Source organism: Micromonospora sp. URMC 105, from assembly GCF_051386295.1.
GTDB lineage: Bacteria > Actinomycetota > Actinomycetes > Mycobacteriales > Micromonosporaceae > Micromonospora.
The window spans coordinates 1-14,574 of the sequence record NZ_JBPQTL010000052.1 but is presented as its reverse complement, the minus strand read 5'-3'; the positions used below and the strand labels follow the sequence as shown (position 1 = coordinate 14,574).

Sequence of the window (14,574 nt, the reverse complement as noted above, 5' to 3'; positions counted from 1 at the left end):
CTGTCCCGACTTGCCGCTCTGCTGCCTACCATTCGGATGTGACCGAGGCGACGGAGGAGTTCTTCGCATCGCTGCCGGCGCGCGCCCCGGCGGTGTTGCGCACCCCGATCAGCGGGACGATCCAGATCGACCTCACCACCGACAACCGGACCGATCACTGGCTGGTCCAGCTGGGTCCCGGGGAGATCATCGTCAACCGGGCCCGCGGTCCCGCGGACGCGATCTGGAACAGCAGTGCCGACCTCTTCGAGCGCCTGGTCACCGGCCGGGCGCAGGGCATCTCCGCGGTGCTGCGCAACGAGACCACGTTCAGCGGCGCCGTCGAGCTGTTCCTCGTCTTCCGCCGGTTCTTCCCCGACCCGCCCGGCGCCCGGGATCCCCGGGAGATCGCCCGGGAGCAGCTCGGACGGTCGGAATGAAGCAACTGGTCAGCATCCTCGACGGCAACACCTTCGTCGTATCCGACCGCCGTGGCGACATCGAGCCCTCGTTCGACTTCCCCACCGGGGTCTTCTCGTTCGACACCCGCTTCCTCTCCACCTGGCTGCTCACCCTCGACGGCGAGCGGCTGCACGCCCTGTCGATCGACGACTCGCGCTCCTACCGGACCCGGTACTTCCTCGTCCCTGGCGAGCCGACCCACTACCTGGACGCCAAGGTGTCGGTGATCCGGGACCGGTCCATCCACGACGGCCTCGGCGAGAAGCTCACCGTGCTCAACCACTCCGGCAAGGAGATGCGGTTCAACCTCCGGCTGGAGATGGGTTCCGACTTCGCCGACCTCTTCGAGATCAAGCACAAGCGGCGCAAGGCGGGCCAAATCAGCGCCCTCGTCGGTGAGAACGAACTGCGGCTGACCTACCGGCGGGAGGCGTTCCACCGCGAAGCCGTGATCACCAGCAGCGCACCGGCAGAGGTCGACCAGGGCGGGATGACCTGGGCCCTCCTCGTCGGCCCGCACGCGGAGTGGAGCACCCGGCTGCACGTGGGAGCGGTGATCTACGGCGCCCGGGGCCAGGACTTCCGGGCGAGCACCCCGCTGGTCGGCAGCCGCAGCCCCGCCGCGATCCGGGCCGAGCAGGAGGAACTGGTCCGCAAGGCGCCGAAACTGGGCTGCGACTACGCGCCGCTGGCCGCCGCGTACCGGCAGAGCATCAACGACCTTGCCTCGCTGCGCTACGAATCGATCACCCTGGGCGTACGCCTGGTGGCGGCCGGCCTGCCCTGGTTCATGACCCTGTTCGGCCGGGACAGCATCCTCACCTCGTTCCAGGTGCTGCCGTTCCTGCCCGAGCTGATCCCGCCGACCATCATGATGCTGGCCGGTCTGCAGGGTCACCGCCTGGACGACTTCCGCGACGAGGAGCCGGGCAAGATCCTGCACGAGCTGCGCTACGGGGAGACCGCCGGCTTCGAGGAACAGCCCCACTCGCCCTACTACGGCTCCGCCGACTCCACCCCGCTCTTCGTGATCCTGCTCGACGAGTACGAGCGGTGGACCGGCGACGGCGACCTGGTGCGCAAGCTGGAGTTCCCGGCCCGGGCGGCGCTGGCCTGGATCGACACCTACGGCGATCTGCTCGGCACCGGCTACATCTGGTATCGCACCCGCAACCCGGACACCGGGCTGGCGAACCAGTGCTGGAAGGACTCGTGGGACTCCATCTCCTACACCGACGGCCGGCTGCCGGGCTTCCCCCGGGCCACCTGCGAACTGCAGGGGTACGCGTACGACGCGAGGCTGCGCGGCGCGCGGATGGCCCGGGAGTTCTGGAACGACCCCGCCTACGCCGACAAGCTGGAACGCGATGCCGCCGCCCTCAAGGAGCGCTTCAACCGGGACTTCTGGATCGCGGAGGGCGAGTACTTCGCGCTCGCCCTCGACCCGGAGGGCCGGCACGTCGACGCCCTGACCTCCAACATGGGGCACCTGCTGTGGAGCGGCATCGTCGAGGAGTCCCGGGCCGAGCGGATCGCCCGCCACCTGCTCGGCCCCCGGCTCTTCTCCGGCTGGGGCGTGCGCACCCTCGCCACCGACCAGGGTCGCTACAACCCGGTCGGCTACCACGTGGGCACGGTCTGGCCGTTCGACAACGCCTTCATCGCCTGGGGCCTCGCCCGGTACGGCTTCCGGGAGGAGGCCGGGCGGATCTGCGAGGGCATGCTCAGCGCCTCCCGGTACTTCAACGGCCGGCTGCCGGAGGCCTTCGCCGGCTACGAGCGCAGCCTCACCGAGTACCCGGTGGAATACCCGACGGCGTGCAGCCCGCAGGCCTGGTCGGCGGGCACTCCCCTGCTGCTGCTGCGGGTGATGCTCGGGCTGGAGCCGCAGGGCGAGCACCTGATCATCGACCCGGCGGTGCCGGAGGGCCTGGGCCGGATGGAGCTGCTCGACATCCCCGGCCGGTGGGGGAAGGTGGACGCCCTCGGCCGCAGCCGCACCGAGCAGGACCACCAGCAGAGCGGCTGACCCGCAGGCAGGCCGTACCCGTCGTGGCGCGCGGGAATCAGCAGCCGGTGGAGGCGGAGACCCGCACCTGCTCACCGGTCGCGTCGGCGAGGACGACGACCGCGCCGCGCCGGTAGGCGTACACCTCGGGGGTGTCGACCACCGCGCTGCCGGCGGCCAGCGGCTTCAGCCCGGCCAGCGACGCCGGCGCGGGGCCGGCGGTCGCCCACACCGTCCGGGCGACCGCACCGCCCGGGCAGCGCGCCACGACCCGCTCCGGCGTGCCGGCCGGACGGCCCAGCGCGCGCAGCGCGTCGTCGAGGGCCGGCTCGTCGGGATGGCCCGGAAGGAGCGTGGCGTACTCCACGTCGTCCGGCCGGCAGCCGCTGTCCGCGGTGAGCCGGACCCGGCCCGGGCTGACCACCCGGCCCTGCACCGCGACGAACTCACCGGCGTCGGCCCGCAGCCGGGGGCCGTCGGAGCCGAGGTGCACCCCGGCCCGCCAGTCCGCCGGGAGCCGGTCGGCGACCGCCTCCAGCAGCGCCCGTTCCCCGCCCTCGGCCACCACCACGTCCAGGTCCCGGGCCAGCGTCGCGCCGTCGTCCATCGGGGTGATCCGGCAGCCCCGGTCGAGTCGCGGCGCGGCCAGCGCCCAGGCCCCGTCGCCGGTGGCGGCGACCAGCCGGCCGACCGCCCGGTCGACCACCGGGGCGGCCTCGGCGAGGCTGCGCTGCTCGCGCACGGTCGGCGGGTCGTGCCGCACGGACCACCAGGTCAGCGCGCCCAGCAGCACCGCCCAGAGCACGGTCACCGCCAGCAGCCAGCGCGGCCACCCGCGGGTGGGCACCGGCTCCCCGGGACCAGTCGGCGGGGCCCACCCCGCCTGGACAGCACCGCTCACCCGCTCATCGTGTCACGCGCCCGCCGCCGGACCGGCCGCCCCCTCCCCGACCTGCGGATCCCACCCGAAGCCCGGGCGAGCAGACGGGCGGGGCCGATCAGAGCGTGGGTCAGGCGACCGTGACGGACACCTCGTTGATGCCCCGTCCGGCGGTCACGGCGGTATCGCCGTTGCCGTGCCGGGACAGCGCCCGCAGCGTCCAGCTGCCCGGCGCGGCGAAGAAGCGGAACTGCCCGGCCGGGGAGGTGACGACCTCGGCGGTGAACTCACCGGTGGAGTCGAGCAGCCGGACGTACGCGCCCGGCACGACCTCGCCCGCGTCGGAGCGGACCAGACCGGTGATGACGGTTTCCTTCTCCAGGTCCAGGCCGGCCGGCAGCGGCGCGGCCTGGTCCGGAGCGGCGCAACCCGCGGCGGTGGGAGCAGTCATCTCAGGCCTCCCCGGGCTCGTCGCCGAGCGCCACCGGCACGCCGACCAGCGAGCCGTACTCGGTCCAGGATCCGTCGTAGTTCTTCACGTTGCGGTGACCGAGCAGCTCCTGGAGGACGAACCAGGTGTGCGAGGAGCGCTCGCCGATCCGGCAGTAGGCGATGGTCTCCTTGCCGTCGTCCAGCCCGGCGTCGGCGTAGATCCTGCGCAGCTCGTCGTCGGACTTGAAGGTGCCGTCCTCGTTGGCCGCCTTCGACCACGGCACGCTGATCGCGGTGGGCACGTGCCCGGCCCGCTGCGCCTGCTCCTGCGGCAGGTGGGCGGGGGCGAGCAGCCGACCGGCGTACTCGTCGGGGCTGCGCACGTCGACCAGGTTCTTGGTGCCGATGGCGTCGACCACCTCGTCGCGGAAGGCACGGATCGAGGCGTCCGGCTCCTGCGCGACGTACTCGGTCTTCGGGCGGGTCACCGGGTCCGCGACCAGCGGGCGGGCGTCCAGCTCCCACTTCTTGCGCCCACCGTCGAGCAGCTTGACGTCGCGGTGGCCGTAGAGCTTGAAGTACCAGTACGCGTACGCGGCGAACCAGTTGTTGTTGCCGCCGTAGAGGATCACGGTGTCGTCGTTGGCGATGCCCCGCTCGGAGAGCAGCGCCTCGAACTGGGCCTTGTTGACGAAGTCCCGGCGGACCTGGTCCTGCAGGTCCGTCTTCCAGTCCAGCTTGATCGCACCGGCGATGTGGCCGGTGTCGTACGCCGAGGTGTCCTCGTCGACCTCGACGAAGACGACGCCCGGGGCGTCGATGTTCTTCTCGGCCCACTCGGCCGAGACGAGTGCGGTGTCGCGACTCATCAGATCACTCCCTGGTGAGGATGGATGGTGAGCCAGCGCGGGATCGAAATCGGTGATTGTCGCACCACGCGCGGGACCCATAGAGGAACGGATCACGGGTTCGTGCGACGGCGCCGCTGCCGGGCGTGCGGTGGGAAGAAACCGGAGGGTACGCAGACCCTGGAAGCCGGTTGGCCGCTAGGCGGCCGGAGACAGCCCCGCCGTCAGATGACGGAGCGACACAGGCAGGTGGCCACGCGGCACAGGTCGACCGCGCGCCGTTTGGTGAGGTGCGTCCCCATGAGCAGGGAGCCTAGCAGCCGTCCCGCAGAGCGCCACCGGTCCGACCAGCATGCGGGACACGACGCGGGACACGGCGACGGCCCGGCCGCAAGGCCGGGCCGTCGTGCCGTCGCCCGGTCAGCGGGCCGAGTTGATCGGTACGTTCGCCGCGTCCGCGGTCACCATCAGACCCTCGGGCCGGGGCTCGACCTTGCGGACGTTGAGCTGGAAGGGCAGCTCGGGCAGGGGTACGTCGATCGAGATGCTCTTGGCGTAGTTGCTCAGCAGCGTCCGGGCCAGCGGCACCGCCGGCAGCCCCTCGGCGGTCAGGTCGTTGAAGCGCAGCGCCACCTTGTTGCCCTCGGCGACGGTCACGTCGGCGGTGCCGCTGACGGTGAGCTTCTGACCGAGGATGTCCACCGGGGCGGTGACGGCGAGCTTGCCGTTCTGCTCGCCGAGCTTGAGCCCGGGACGGTCCAGCAGGGCGGCCAGGCTGTCGTAGGTCACCGTGCCGACGCCGTCCACCTTGTCGGCGGTCACGTCGCCGCTGCCCGAGCGGAGGGTGTCCAGCGAGGCCCGCACGTCACGGGCATCCACGTCCAGCCGGGGCACCCGCACCGCGTTGCCCTCCACCGAGCCCTGCACGTCGGTCAGCACGATGGAGATCCGCTCGTAGCGGCCGTCGAGCACCTGGGTCAGGAACGGGAAGCCGCCGACGTCGACCTTCGGCGGGGCGGACTGCGCGTCCTGCTTGGCGACCTCCTGCTTCACCTGGTCGGCGATGGCCCGCTCGGCCACCCCGGCCGCCACCCGGTCGGCCACCACCAGCAGCCCGCCCAACAGCAACAGCAGGACGACCAGCGTGACCAGCACCTTGCGCCCCCGCCGCCGGGGCCGCTCCTCGTACGCCTGGTCCGCCTCTGCCACGCCGCCTCCTTGTCCGTCGCCGTCGCGATTCCGCGACGCCGTCCTTCCGGCGCCACCACGCGGCGCACCGTTGGTACCCGAGGGGTGGAGCGCTCAACCGTAGGTCAGAGGAAGAGCACGCACATGGCGTACGCGGCCGGTGCGGCCAGCGCGAAGCCGCCGAGCGGACCCTGCATGTGCCGGGCGATCCATAGCGTCGGCGGCTCGCCGGCCATCAGCCGGCCCGCCTCGGCGTACCCGACGGCGAGGTCGGCCAGGACCGCCGTGGCGGCGGTGACCAGGCCGATCAGCGCCGCGCTGGTCGGGGTGAAGCCGACCAGGTAGCTGCCGAGCACCGCGCTGGTCAGGGTGCCGATCATCGCGCCGGCGACCACACCGGCCGCACCCCGCGGCACCTGCGGGGCCAGCCGGGGCCAGGGCAGCACCGCGTCGGTGAGCCGGGCGACGGTGAGCGCGACGCCGGTGGCGGCCAGGCAGACGGTGATCGCCTGGGTGCCGGCCGGGATCCGGCTGAGCGTGATCAGGGTGGCGAAGGCGACGACCCCGACCACGATGAGCAAAGTGGTGCCGAGCGAGTCGGTGACCCGGATCCGGTCCACCCGGCGGACGAGCTGACCGAGCACCCCGAGGACGAACCCGCCCGCCGCGACGTATCCGAGCGGTGCCAGGGCGGCGATGTCGGACTGCACCGCCGCGACGTCCGCCGCGCCGGCGACCAGGGCGCTGACCACCGCGACCAGCAGCAGGGCGGGCGGGCGCATGGCCATCGTCCAGGCGAGGACGAAGAGCAGCTGCACGCCGAAGACGATGAAGGCGAACGGCAGCCGGTGCCCGGGCCCGGAGGTCTGCGCGCCGAGGACCAGACCGACCCCGAGCAGCGCGGCGAAGCCCGCGACGGTCAGCGACAGTGGCTTGTGTACGTCGACCGGCTCGACGACCTCGGCCTCCGGCTCCGCCGCCTCGTCGTCCGGCCGGCGGGGCGCACCGCCCTTGCGGGCCCGGCGTGGACCGCGCTCCCGCCGCTGCTCACCGTCGTCGGCCGGGCCGCTGCGCGGGCCGGGCGGTACGCCACGGGCAGAGCCGGCCGGCCCCGGGCGGGCGTCGTCGGCCCACGGTTCGCGGCCGGTCTCGGGCGAGGTGGAGGGAAACACGCCCCGATCGTGCCAGACCGGGTGGCCCCGGCGGAGGTCACGGTTTCAGCAACGTTAAAACCTGCGGCTCGATCATGGGCAGAACCGACAAAGGGGAAAGGACGAGCGGGTCTCACCTGGGCGATCGGTTACGCTCAAGCCGTTACCCGCCCGTCAGCGACGCCGGGACCCACGCTAGTTCGCAGCGCCACGCCCTCCGGGGCTGCCGCTGGTCGCGCGCGGCGTCGCCGCCGCCGGACGGAGGTGATCGTGTGGAGATCCTGTTGCTGGTGACCGCGCGCGCAGGTGAACCATCCGCAGTGCTGCCGGCACTCGACCTGCTGCCGCACTCGGTCCGCACCGCCCCCCGCGACGTCCGCACCCTGGTCGCCGGGCCCAGCCCGGACGCGGTGCTGGTGGACGCGCGCTCCGAGCTGAGCGAGGCGCGGGCGACCTGCCGGATGCTGCACGCCACCGGCCTCGGGGTGCCACTCGTGGCGGTGGTGACCGAGGCGGGGCTGATCGCGCTGAACGCCGACTGGGGCGTGGACGACGTCATCCTGGCCGGCGCCGGTCCGGCCGAGGTGGAGGCCCGGCTGCGGCTCGCGGTCGGCCGGCTCAGCAACGCCACCGCCGGTGCCGGCGGCTCGATCCGGGCCGGCGAGCTGACCATCGACCCGGACACCTACGCGGCCAAGCTCAAGGGCCGGCCACTCGACCTCACCTACAAGGAGTTCGAGCTGCTGAAGTTCCTGGCCCAGCACCCGGGCCGGGTCTTCACCCGCGACCAGCTGCTGCGCGAGGTCTGGGGATACGACTACTTCGGCGGCACCCGGACGGTGGACGTGCACGTCCGGCGGCTGCGGGCCAAGCTCGGCTCGGAGTACGAGTCGATGATCGGCACGGTCCGTCAGGTGGGCTACAAGTTCGTGGTCCCGCCGTCGCGGTCGCTGCCCGAGAAGGAGCACGCGCCGCTGCCGGTCTGAGCGGGGCACGCCCTCCTCCTGCCGCCTGCGCGCGCAGCGCCCCTGACCTGGGCCGAAGAGCGATCGTCCGGGTTCCCACCCGTCCGGTGCGCTGTTTCCGATACGCCCTTTTTGCCCGTCTCGTCGGTCTTATCCTCAGGGGCGAATCGGCGGCGAGAGGGGCGACGGTGCGTGCACTGACCACGGGGGCGAGCAGGGGTCCGGTCCACGGGCCACACCGGCGGTGGCGCTGATGGGCGCCGGGACCACCGGCCGCGCGGTCGGCGTGGTCGTCCTCGTCCTGGCCGCCCTGCTCGGCACCGCGTACGTGCTGGGCCGCAGCCTGCTCCCCGACCGGCCGGGATCCGGCCGCGGCGTGACGGCCGGCGTCCACGAGACCGAGTACGGCGACCAGTCGGGCGGGACCGACCTCTCGCAGGACACGCCGGATCGCGCCGAGGCGGGGCAGTATCCCGACGGCCACCGGGCGGCCGAGAGCCCGGCCGACGGCCTGTTCGGCAGCCGGGTCACCACCGGCTCGCCCGAGGTGGCGCTCACCTTCGACGACGGGCCGGACCCGCAGTACACCCCGCAGGTGCTGGAGATCCTTCGCGAGTTCGGAGTCCGGGCCACCTTCTGCGTGGTCGGCGAGAACGTGCAGGCCCACCCGGAGCTGGTCCAGGCGATCGTGGCCGACGGGCACACCCTGTGCAACCACTCCTGGCAGCACGACGTGCAGCTGGGGCGCCGCTCACCGGCCACCATCCGCGCCGATCTGCTGCGCACCAACGAGGCGATCCACAAGGCCGTGCCGGACGCCCCCGTCGCCTGGTACCGGCAGCCCGGCGGGGCCTGGACGTACCCGGTGGTGTCGGTCGCCGAGGAGCTGGGGATGACGCCGCTGCACTGGAACGTCGACCCGTCGGACTGGCAGGCGCCCGGCGCCGCCCAGATCGCCACCCTGGTCGCCCGGGAAGCCGGCCCCGGCTCGGTGGTGCTGCTGCACGACGCCGGCGGCGACCGGCAGGGGACGGTCGACGCGCTGCGCCGCATGCTGCCCGACCTGACCAGCCGGCTCCGCCTGGAGGCGCTGCCGGTCGACGGCGCCACCTGAGCCCCGCCGGCGAGAGGACTACGGTGACGGGGTGAGCAGCGCGGAACCGACGACCGACCGGGTGGCCCGGGCCGACCGACTCGCCCCGGCCGAGGTGGCCGAGGCCCTGGCGCTGGCCCGCCTCGCGGGCGACGCCGACGGCGCGGACCCGTTCGACGAGCACACGCTGCTGCGGCTGCGCGACCCGGAGGCGGCGGCCGTGCACCTGACCGCCCGGGCCGCCGACGGCACCCTGACCGGGTACGCCCATCTGGACACCTCCGACCCGGCAGCGGGTGTCGGCACGGAGCTGGCGGTGCACCCGGCGTACCGGCGGCGGGGCACCGGCCGGGCGCTGGCCCGGGGCGTGCTGGCGGCGGCGTCCGGGCCGTTGCGGGCCTGGGCGCACGGGGACCACCCGTCCGCCGCGGCGCTCGCGGTGGACCTGGGCTTCACCCGCGCCCGGGTGCTCTGGCAGCTGCGCCGCCCGCTGGCCGCCGCGCTGCCCGCGCCCCGGTTGCCGGACGGCGTCGCGCTGCGCGCCTTCCGTCCCGGCGCGGACGACGAGGCCTGGCTCGCGCTGAACGCCCGCGCCTTCGCCGCACACCCCGAGCAGGGCCGGTGGACCGCGACCGACCTGCGGACCCGGCTGGCCGAGCCGTGGTTCGACCCGGCCGGCTTCCTGCTCGCCGAGGAGGAGTCCAGCGGCCGGCTGCTCGGCTTCCACTGGACCAAGGTGCACGAGCGTCCCGGCTCGGCCCGGACCGGCGAGGTCTACGTGCTCGGGGTCGACCCGGACGCGCACGGCGGCGGGCTCGGCAAGGCGCTGACCATCGCCGGCCTGGCCCACCTGCGCGACGCGCGCGGCCTGGACCGGGTGATGCTCTACGTCGACGAGTCGAACACCGGCGCGGTGGCGCTCTACGAGCGGCTCGGCTTCGCCCGCTGGTGCGGGCACGTCAACTACCAGCTGGGCTGAGCCGGCGCGGGCGGCGGGCGGCCCGGCCCCCTGCGCACTGCTCGCCGCTGCCGACCCGTGGGTCCGCCGCCGGGGCGGACTGGGCGCGCCCGGGACGGTCACCGCGCGATAACGGCGACGCGTCGGCGCGATAACGGCCGTCCCGGCAAGTCGGATAAATGGCGATAGCAGGCGGGCAGTTCACCTATCGGACAACCACTCCTCAGGCGGCGGTCACCCCTCCGGCCGCGCTTGTTCATCCTCCGTTCACTTCTGACCGGCGAACCGTCTACCTGGCGCTTCTAGCTTTCGTGTCAGCCGGTCAGCGCCGGCACCCGGGCCCCCTCCGGGCGACCTGACCAAAGACGTGAAGGGAAACCCCTCAGGTGAAGCTCCAGCGGCACGGCACCATCGCCTGCCTCGCTCTTACTGCGGTGCTCGGACTCAGTGCCTGTGGCTCGGACAACAACGAGCCGGCCGGCACGTCCGCCTCGGGCTCCGCCAGCGCGGCCGACTGCGCGAAGGGCACGCTGAACGCGCAGGGCTCCTCCGCGCAGAAGAACGCCATGGCCGAGTGGATCAAGGCGTACCAGCAGAAGTGCGCCGGCTCGACCATCAACTACGAGCCCTCGGGCTCGGGCGCCGGCATCCAGGCCTTCATCGCCGGCACCGCCGACTTCGCCGGCTCGGACTCCGCCCTCAAGGAGGAGGAGCAGCCGCAGGCCGACGCCAAGTGCGGCCCCGGCGGCAAGGCCATCCACCTGCCGATGGTGATCGGCCCGGTCGCGGTCGCCTACAACGTCAGCGGCGTGGACAACCTCCAGCTCAAGCCGGCCACCCTGGCGAAGGTCTTCGCCGGCAAGATCACCAAGTGGGACGACCCGGCGATCAAGGCCGACAACCCGAGCGCCAAGCTGCCGTCGACCACCATCCAGACGGTGCACCGCTCGGACGAGTCCGGCACCACCGACAACTTCACCAACTTCCTCTCCAAGACCGCCGAGGCGGACTGGACCTTCGGCAAGGCCAAGGCGTGGAAGGCCCCGGGCGGCACGGGCTCCAAGGGCTCGGACGGCGTGGCCAGCTCCGTCAAGGGCGCCGACGGCGCCATCGGCTACATGGAGTGGTCGTTCGCCGAGAACGCCGGCCTGAAGACCGCCAAGATCGGTAACGGCGCGGGCGAGTTCGCCGAGCTGACCGCCGAGAACGCCGGCAAGACCATCGCCGGCGCCACGGTCGAGGGCACGGGCGACGACCTCAAGATGAAGATCGACTACAACACCAAGGAGGCCGGGGCGTACCCGCTCGTCCTGGTGACCTACGAGATCGTCTGCAGCAAGGGCCTCGCCGCCGACAAGCTCCCGCTGGTCAAGGGCCTGCTGGGCCACGCCGCCAGCAGCGAGGGTCAGGCCGACCTGACCGAGCTGGGCTACGCCCCGCTGCCCGACTCGGTCCGCACCAAGGTCGAGGCCGCGGTCAAGAACCTCTCCTGACCGACACCACCACCTCCTCAATTCGAAGCGAGCGAGCAGATGGGTGAAACCCCTCCGCGCTCGGCACACGCCGGCACCGGCGGGACCAGCGTGACCACCGGTCACGACTGGCCCGCCGGTGCCTCGGCGCGGTTGGCCGAGACGTCAGTCAGCACCCGCACTCCGGGTGGGAACGGGATGGGCGGCGGTGGGTCGCTGCCCCGGGCCCGGGCCTTCGGCGCGGAACGCGCGTTCCGCGGGCTCACCCTGGCCGCCGGCGCCACCGTGCTGGTCGTCATCGCGGCGATCGCGGTCTTCCTGATCGCCAAGGCGGTCCCGGCGCTGCGCGCGAACACCGAGAACTTCTGGACCTACGAGGGCTGGTCGCCCAACGAGGCGCAGCCCAAGTTCGGCATCGGCACGCTCGCCTTCGGCACCGTGCTCAGCTCCGCGCTGGCGCTGCTCATGGCGGTGCCGGTGGCGCTGGGCATCGCCCTCTACCTGTCGCACTACGCCCCGCGCCGCCTCGGCACCGCCCTCGGCTTCCTGATCGACCTGCTGGCCGCCGTGCCCAGCGTGGTCTTCGGCCTCTGGGGACGGGACATCTTCATCAACCCGGTACGGGACTTCTCCGCCTGGCTGAACCAGTACTTCGGCTGGATCCCGATCTTCGGCGGCGACGGACCGTTCGGTAAGTCGATCATGCTGGGCTCGCTGGTGCTGGCGATCATGGTGCTGCCGATCATCACCTCGCTCTCCCGCGAGGTGTTCCTGCAGACCCCCACCGCCAACGAGGAGGCCGCCCTCGCGCTGGGCGCCACCCGCTGGGAGATGCTGCGCACCGCGGTGCTGCCGTACGGCCGCCCCGGCATCATCGCCGCGGTCATGCTCGGCCTCGGCCGCGCGCTGGGCGAGACGATCGCGCTGGCGATGACGCTCGGCATCACCTTCGGCATCTCGTTCAACCTGATCGAGAACGGCGGCAACACCATCGCCGCCAACATCGCCAACGCGTTCGGCGAGGCGAACGACACCGGTCGGGGCGCGCTGATCGCCTCCGGTCTGGTGCTCTTCACCATCACGCTGATCGTCAACATCACCGCCCGGGCGATCATCTACCGGCGCCGGGAGTTCACGGAGTCGGCCGCATGACCACGACGATCACCTCCCACCGCACCCGGCCACCGGCCCAGCCGCCCACCCTCAAGGCGCGGCGGCTGCCCCGGTACGCCGCCCCGGCCATCGCCCTGGTCGCACTGCTCGTCGCCGCCGGCATCGTCTACGGCGCGGGCATCGGCGGCCCGGTCCTCGTCGTGGTGCTCGGCGCGCTGCTCTACCTGGCCGGCCTCTTCGCCGCGGCGAACGCCGTCGAGGGGCGCCGGTCGGCGCGCAACCGCACCTGGAGCGCCCTGATCCACTCCGCCTTCGTGCTGGCGGTGCTGCCGCTGGCCTCGGTGGTCTGGACGTTGGTCAGCAAGGGGGCGGAGCGCCTCGACGGGAACTTCTTCCTCACCTCGATGAACAACATCGGGGCGCGGGACCCCAACGGCGGGGCGTACCACGCGATCGTGGGCACGCTGGAGCAGGTCGGCATCGCCGCCCTGATCACCGTCCCGCTCGGCATCCTCTGCGCCATCTACGTCGTCGAGTACGGCCGGGGCCGGTTCGCCTTCGCGATCCGGTTCTTCGTTGACGTGATGACCGGCATCCCGTCGATCGTCTCCGGCCTCTTCGTCCTGGCGTTCTGGGTGCTGGTCGTCTCGCCGATGTTCAACGACGGCCGGCCGGGCTTCTCCGGCTTCGCCGCCGCGCTGGCGCTCAGCGTGCTGATGCTGCCGACCGTGGTCCGCTCCACCGAGGAGATGCTGCGTCTCGTCCCGGCGCCGCTGCGCGAGGGGGCGTACGCCCTCGGCGTGCCGAAGTGGAAGACCATCCTGCGGGTCGTGCTGCCGACGGCGCTGCCGGGCATCGTCACCGGTGTCATGCTCGCCATCGCGCGGGCCGCCGGCGAGACCGCCCCGGTGCTGCTCGTCGCCGGTGGCGGCGCGGCGATCAACTTCGACCCGTTCGAGAACAACCAGTCGTCGCTGGCCCTCTTCGTCTACCAGCAGGCCGGTGACGCGTCGAGGTACGCGCCGGCACGGGCCTGGACCGCGGCGCTGACCCTGGTCGCCCTCGTGCTCGTCCTGACCATCGCGGCGAAGTTGCTGGCCCGTCGCAACCGGCTCGGCCGATGAACCCCGGAGGTACCACCACCATGGCGAAGCGCATCGACGCCACCAACGTCACCGCCTACTACGGCGCCTTCAAGGCGATCGAGAACATCAACCTGACGGTCGAGCCGAAGACGGTGACCGCCCTGATCGGGCCGTCCGGCTGCGGCAAGTCGACCTTCCTGCGCTCGATCAACCGGATGCACGAGGTGCTCCCCGGTGCCCGGGTCGAGGGCAGCCTGACCATCGACGGCCAGGACATCTACGACCGGGACGTGGACGTCACCGCGGTCCGGCGGACCATCGGCATGGTCTTCCAGCGCCCTAACCCGTTCCCCACCATGAGCATCTTCGAGAACGTGGTGGCCGGGCTCCGGCTCAACGGCGTCCGGAGGAAGTCGATCCTGGACGAGGCCGCCGAGAAGGCGCTGCGCTCGGCCAACCTCTGGGACGAGGTGAAGGACCGGCTGGGCAAGCCGGGCGCCGGCCTCTCCGGCGGCCAGCAGCAGCGGCTCTGCATCGCCCGCACCATCGCGGTCGAGCCGCAGGTGGTGCTGATGGACGAGCCCTGCTCGGCGCTGGACCCGATCTCCACGCTGGCCATCGAGGACCTGATGTTCCAGCTCAAGGACAAGTTCACCATCATCATCGTCACGCACAACATGCAGCAGGCCGCGCGGGTCTCGGACCGGACCGCCTTCTTCTCGATCGAGAAGACCGGCGACCCGGGCCGGCTGATCGAGTACGACAACACCCAGAAGATCTTCAGCAACCCGAGCGTGAAGAAGACCGAGGACTACATCACCGGCCGCTTCGGCTGAGCCGCTGGTTCCCGGTCCGCGAGGGGCGTCGGTCGCACTGACCGGCGCCCCTCGGCGTGTCCGCCGACCGGCGTCCCGGGCGAGCCGCACGGTTTGCGGCGTGT

Annotated in this window: 15 protein-coding genes; 9 read left to right on the top strand and 6 right to left on the bottom strand. The window is 72.4% G+C overall.

Translation table 11 applies throughout. The features are described from left to right. The first annotated feature begins 38 nt into the window (after window positions 1–38). Together ACSNN7_RS17805 and ACSNN7_RS17800 are read left to right on the top strand one after the other, a co-directional pair. Window positions 39–419, top strand: a complete 381-nt coding sequence (locus ACSNN7_RS17805) for an SCP2 sterol-binding domain-containing protein (RefSeq protein ID WP_436681936.1) — start codon at window positions 39–41, stop codon at window positions 417–419. Then, window positions 416–2,470, top strand: coding sequence for an amylo-alpha-1,6-glucosidase (locus ACSNN7_RS17800; protein ID WP_436681935.1), 2,055 nt, complete (start codon window positions 416–418; stop codon window positions 2,468–2,470). The genes ACSNN7_RS17805 and ACSNN7_RS17800 overlap by 4 nt, the downstream gene beginning before the upstream one ends. A gap of 37 nt (window positions 2,471–2,507) precedes the next feature. Here the strand turns inward: ACSNN7_RS17800 and ACSNN7_RS17795 are convergent, their stop codons facing one another. The 6 genes from ACSNN7_RS17795 to ACSNN7_RS17770 all read right to left on the bottom strand — a co-directional run bounded on the left by ACSNN7_RS17795 (window position 2,508) and on the right by ACSNN7_RS17770 (window position 6,969). Continuing rightward, window positions 2,508–3,296 carry a hypothetical protein gene (locus ACSNN7_RS17795; protein ID WP_436681934.1) on the bottom strand — a complete coding sequence of 263 codons (789 nt, stop codon included), beginning with the start codon at window positions 3,294–3,296 and terminating at the stop codon, window positions 2,508–2,510. A gap of 163 nt (window positions 3,297–3,459) precedes the next feature. Then, a complete protein-coding gene (locus tag ACSNN7_RS17790; protein WP_436681933.1) occupies window positions 3,460–3,780 on the bottom strand; it encodes a DUF1416 domain-containing protein in 321 nt (106 codons plus the stop codon). A gap of 1 nt (window position 3,781) precedes the next feature. Further along, entirely contained in the window at window positions 3,782–4,630 is an 849-nt protein-coding gene (locus tag ACSNN7_RS17785) for a sulfurtransferase (RefSeq protein ID WP_436681932.1), read from the bottom strand. A gap of 203 nt (window positions 4,631–4,833) precedes the next feature. Then, window positions 4,834–4,911 (bottom strand): Ms5788A family Cys-rich leader peptide, encoded by a 78-nt coding sequence (locus tag ACSNN7_RS17780; protein ID WP_323135737.1) that lies wholly within the window; start codon window positions 4,909–4,911, stop codon window positions 4,834–4,836. Between the two features lie 118 nt (window positions 4,912–5,029). Then, complete coding sequence (locus ACSNN7_RS17775; protein ID WP_436681931.1) at window positions 5,030–5,818, bottom strand: LmeA family phospholipid-binding protein; 789 nt, start codon at window positions 5,816–5,818, stop codon at window positions 5,030–5,032. A 104-nt stretch (window positions 5,819–5,922) separates the two neighbouring features. Then, a complete protein-coding gene (locus ACSNN7_RS17770) occupies window positions 5,923–6,969 on the bottom strand; it encodes a hypothetical protein (RefSeq protein WP_436681930.1) in 1,047 nt (348 codons plus the stop codon). A gap of 251 nt (window positions 6,970–7,220) precedes the next feature. Here ACSNN7_RS17770 and ACSNN7_RS17765 point away from each other — a divergent pair, with 251 nt between their 5' ends. From ACSNN7_RS17765 to pstB, 7 genes are all read left to right on the top strand, one after another. Then, window positions 7,221–7,934, top strand: a complete 714-nt coding sequence (locus tag ACSNN7_RS17765) for a winged helix-turn-helix transcriptional regulator (protein ID WP_436681929.1) — start codon at window positions 7,221–7,223, stop codon at window positions 7,932–7,934. 232 nt (window positions 7,935–8,166) lie between these two features. Continuing rightward, a complete protein-coding gene (locus tag ACSNN7_RS17760; RefSeq protein ID WP_436681928.1) occupies window positions 8,167–9,027 on the top strand; it encodes a polysaccharide deacetylase family protein in 861 nt (286 codons plus the stop codon). 31 nt (window positions 9,028–9,058) lie between these two features. Next, window positions 9,059–9,985 carry a mycothiol synthase gene (gene mshD / locus ACSNN7_RS17755; protein ID WP_436681927.1) on the top strand — a complete coding sequence of 309 codons (927 nt, stop codon included), beginning with the start codon at window positions 9,059–9,061 and terminating at the stop codon, window positions 9,983–9,985. A 365-nt stretch (window positions 9,986–10,350) separates the two neighbouring features. Continuing rightward, window positions 10,351–11,457 (top strand): phosphate ABC transporter substrate-binding protein PstS, encoded by a 1,107-nt coding sequence (gene pstS, locus ACSNN7_RS17750; RefSeq protein WP_436681926.1) that lies wholly within the window; start codon window positions 10,351–10,353, stop codon window positions 11,455–11,457. Between the two features lie 39 nt (window positions 11,458–11,496). Then, a complete protein-coding gene (gene pstC, locus ACSNN7_RS17745) occupies window positions 11,497–12,588 on the top strand; it encodes a phosphate ABC transporter permease subunit PstC (protein ID WP_436681925.1) in 1,092 nt (363 codons plus the stop codon). Further along, on the top strand, window positions 12,585–13,673 hold the full coding sequence (gene pstA, locus ACSNN7_RS17740; protein WP_436681924.1) for a phosphate ABC transporter permease PstA: 1,089 nt from the start codon (window positions 12,585–12,587) through the stop codon (window positions 13,671–13,673). The genes pstC and pstA overlap by 4 nt, the downstream gene beginning before the upstream one ends. A 20-nt stretch (window positions 13,674–13,693) precedes the next feature. Continuing rightward, the gene (gene pstB / locus ACSNN7_RS17735) at window positions 13,694–14,470 is read left to right on the top strand and encodes a phosphate ABC transporter ATP-binding protein PstB (protein ID WP_436681923.1); all 777 of its coding nucleotides are present in this window, start codon (window positions 13,694–13,696) and stop codon (window positions 14,468–14,470) included. Window positions 14,471–14,574: the final 104 nt, after the last annotated feature.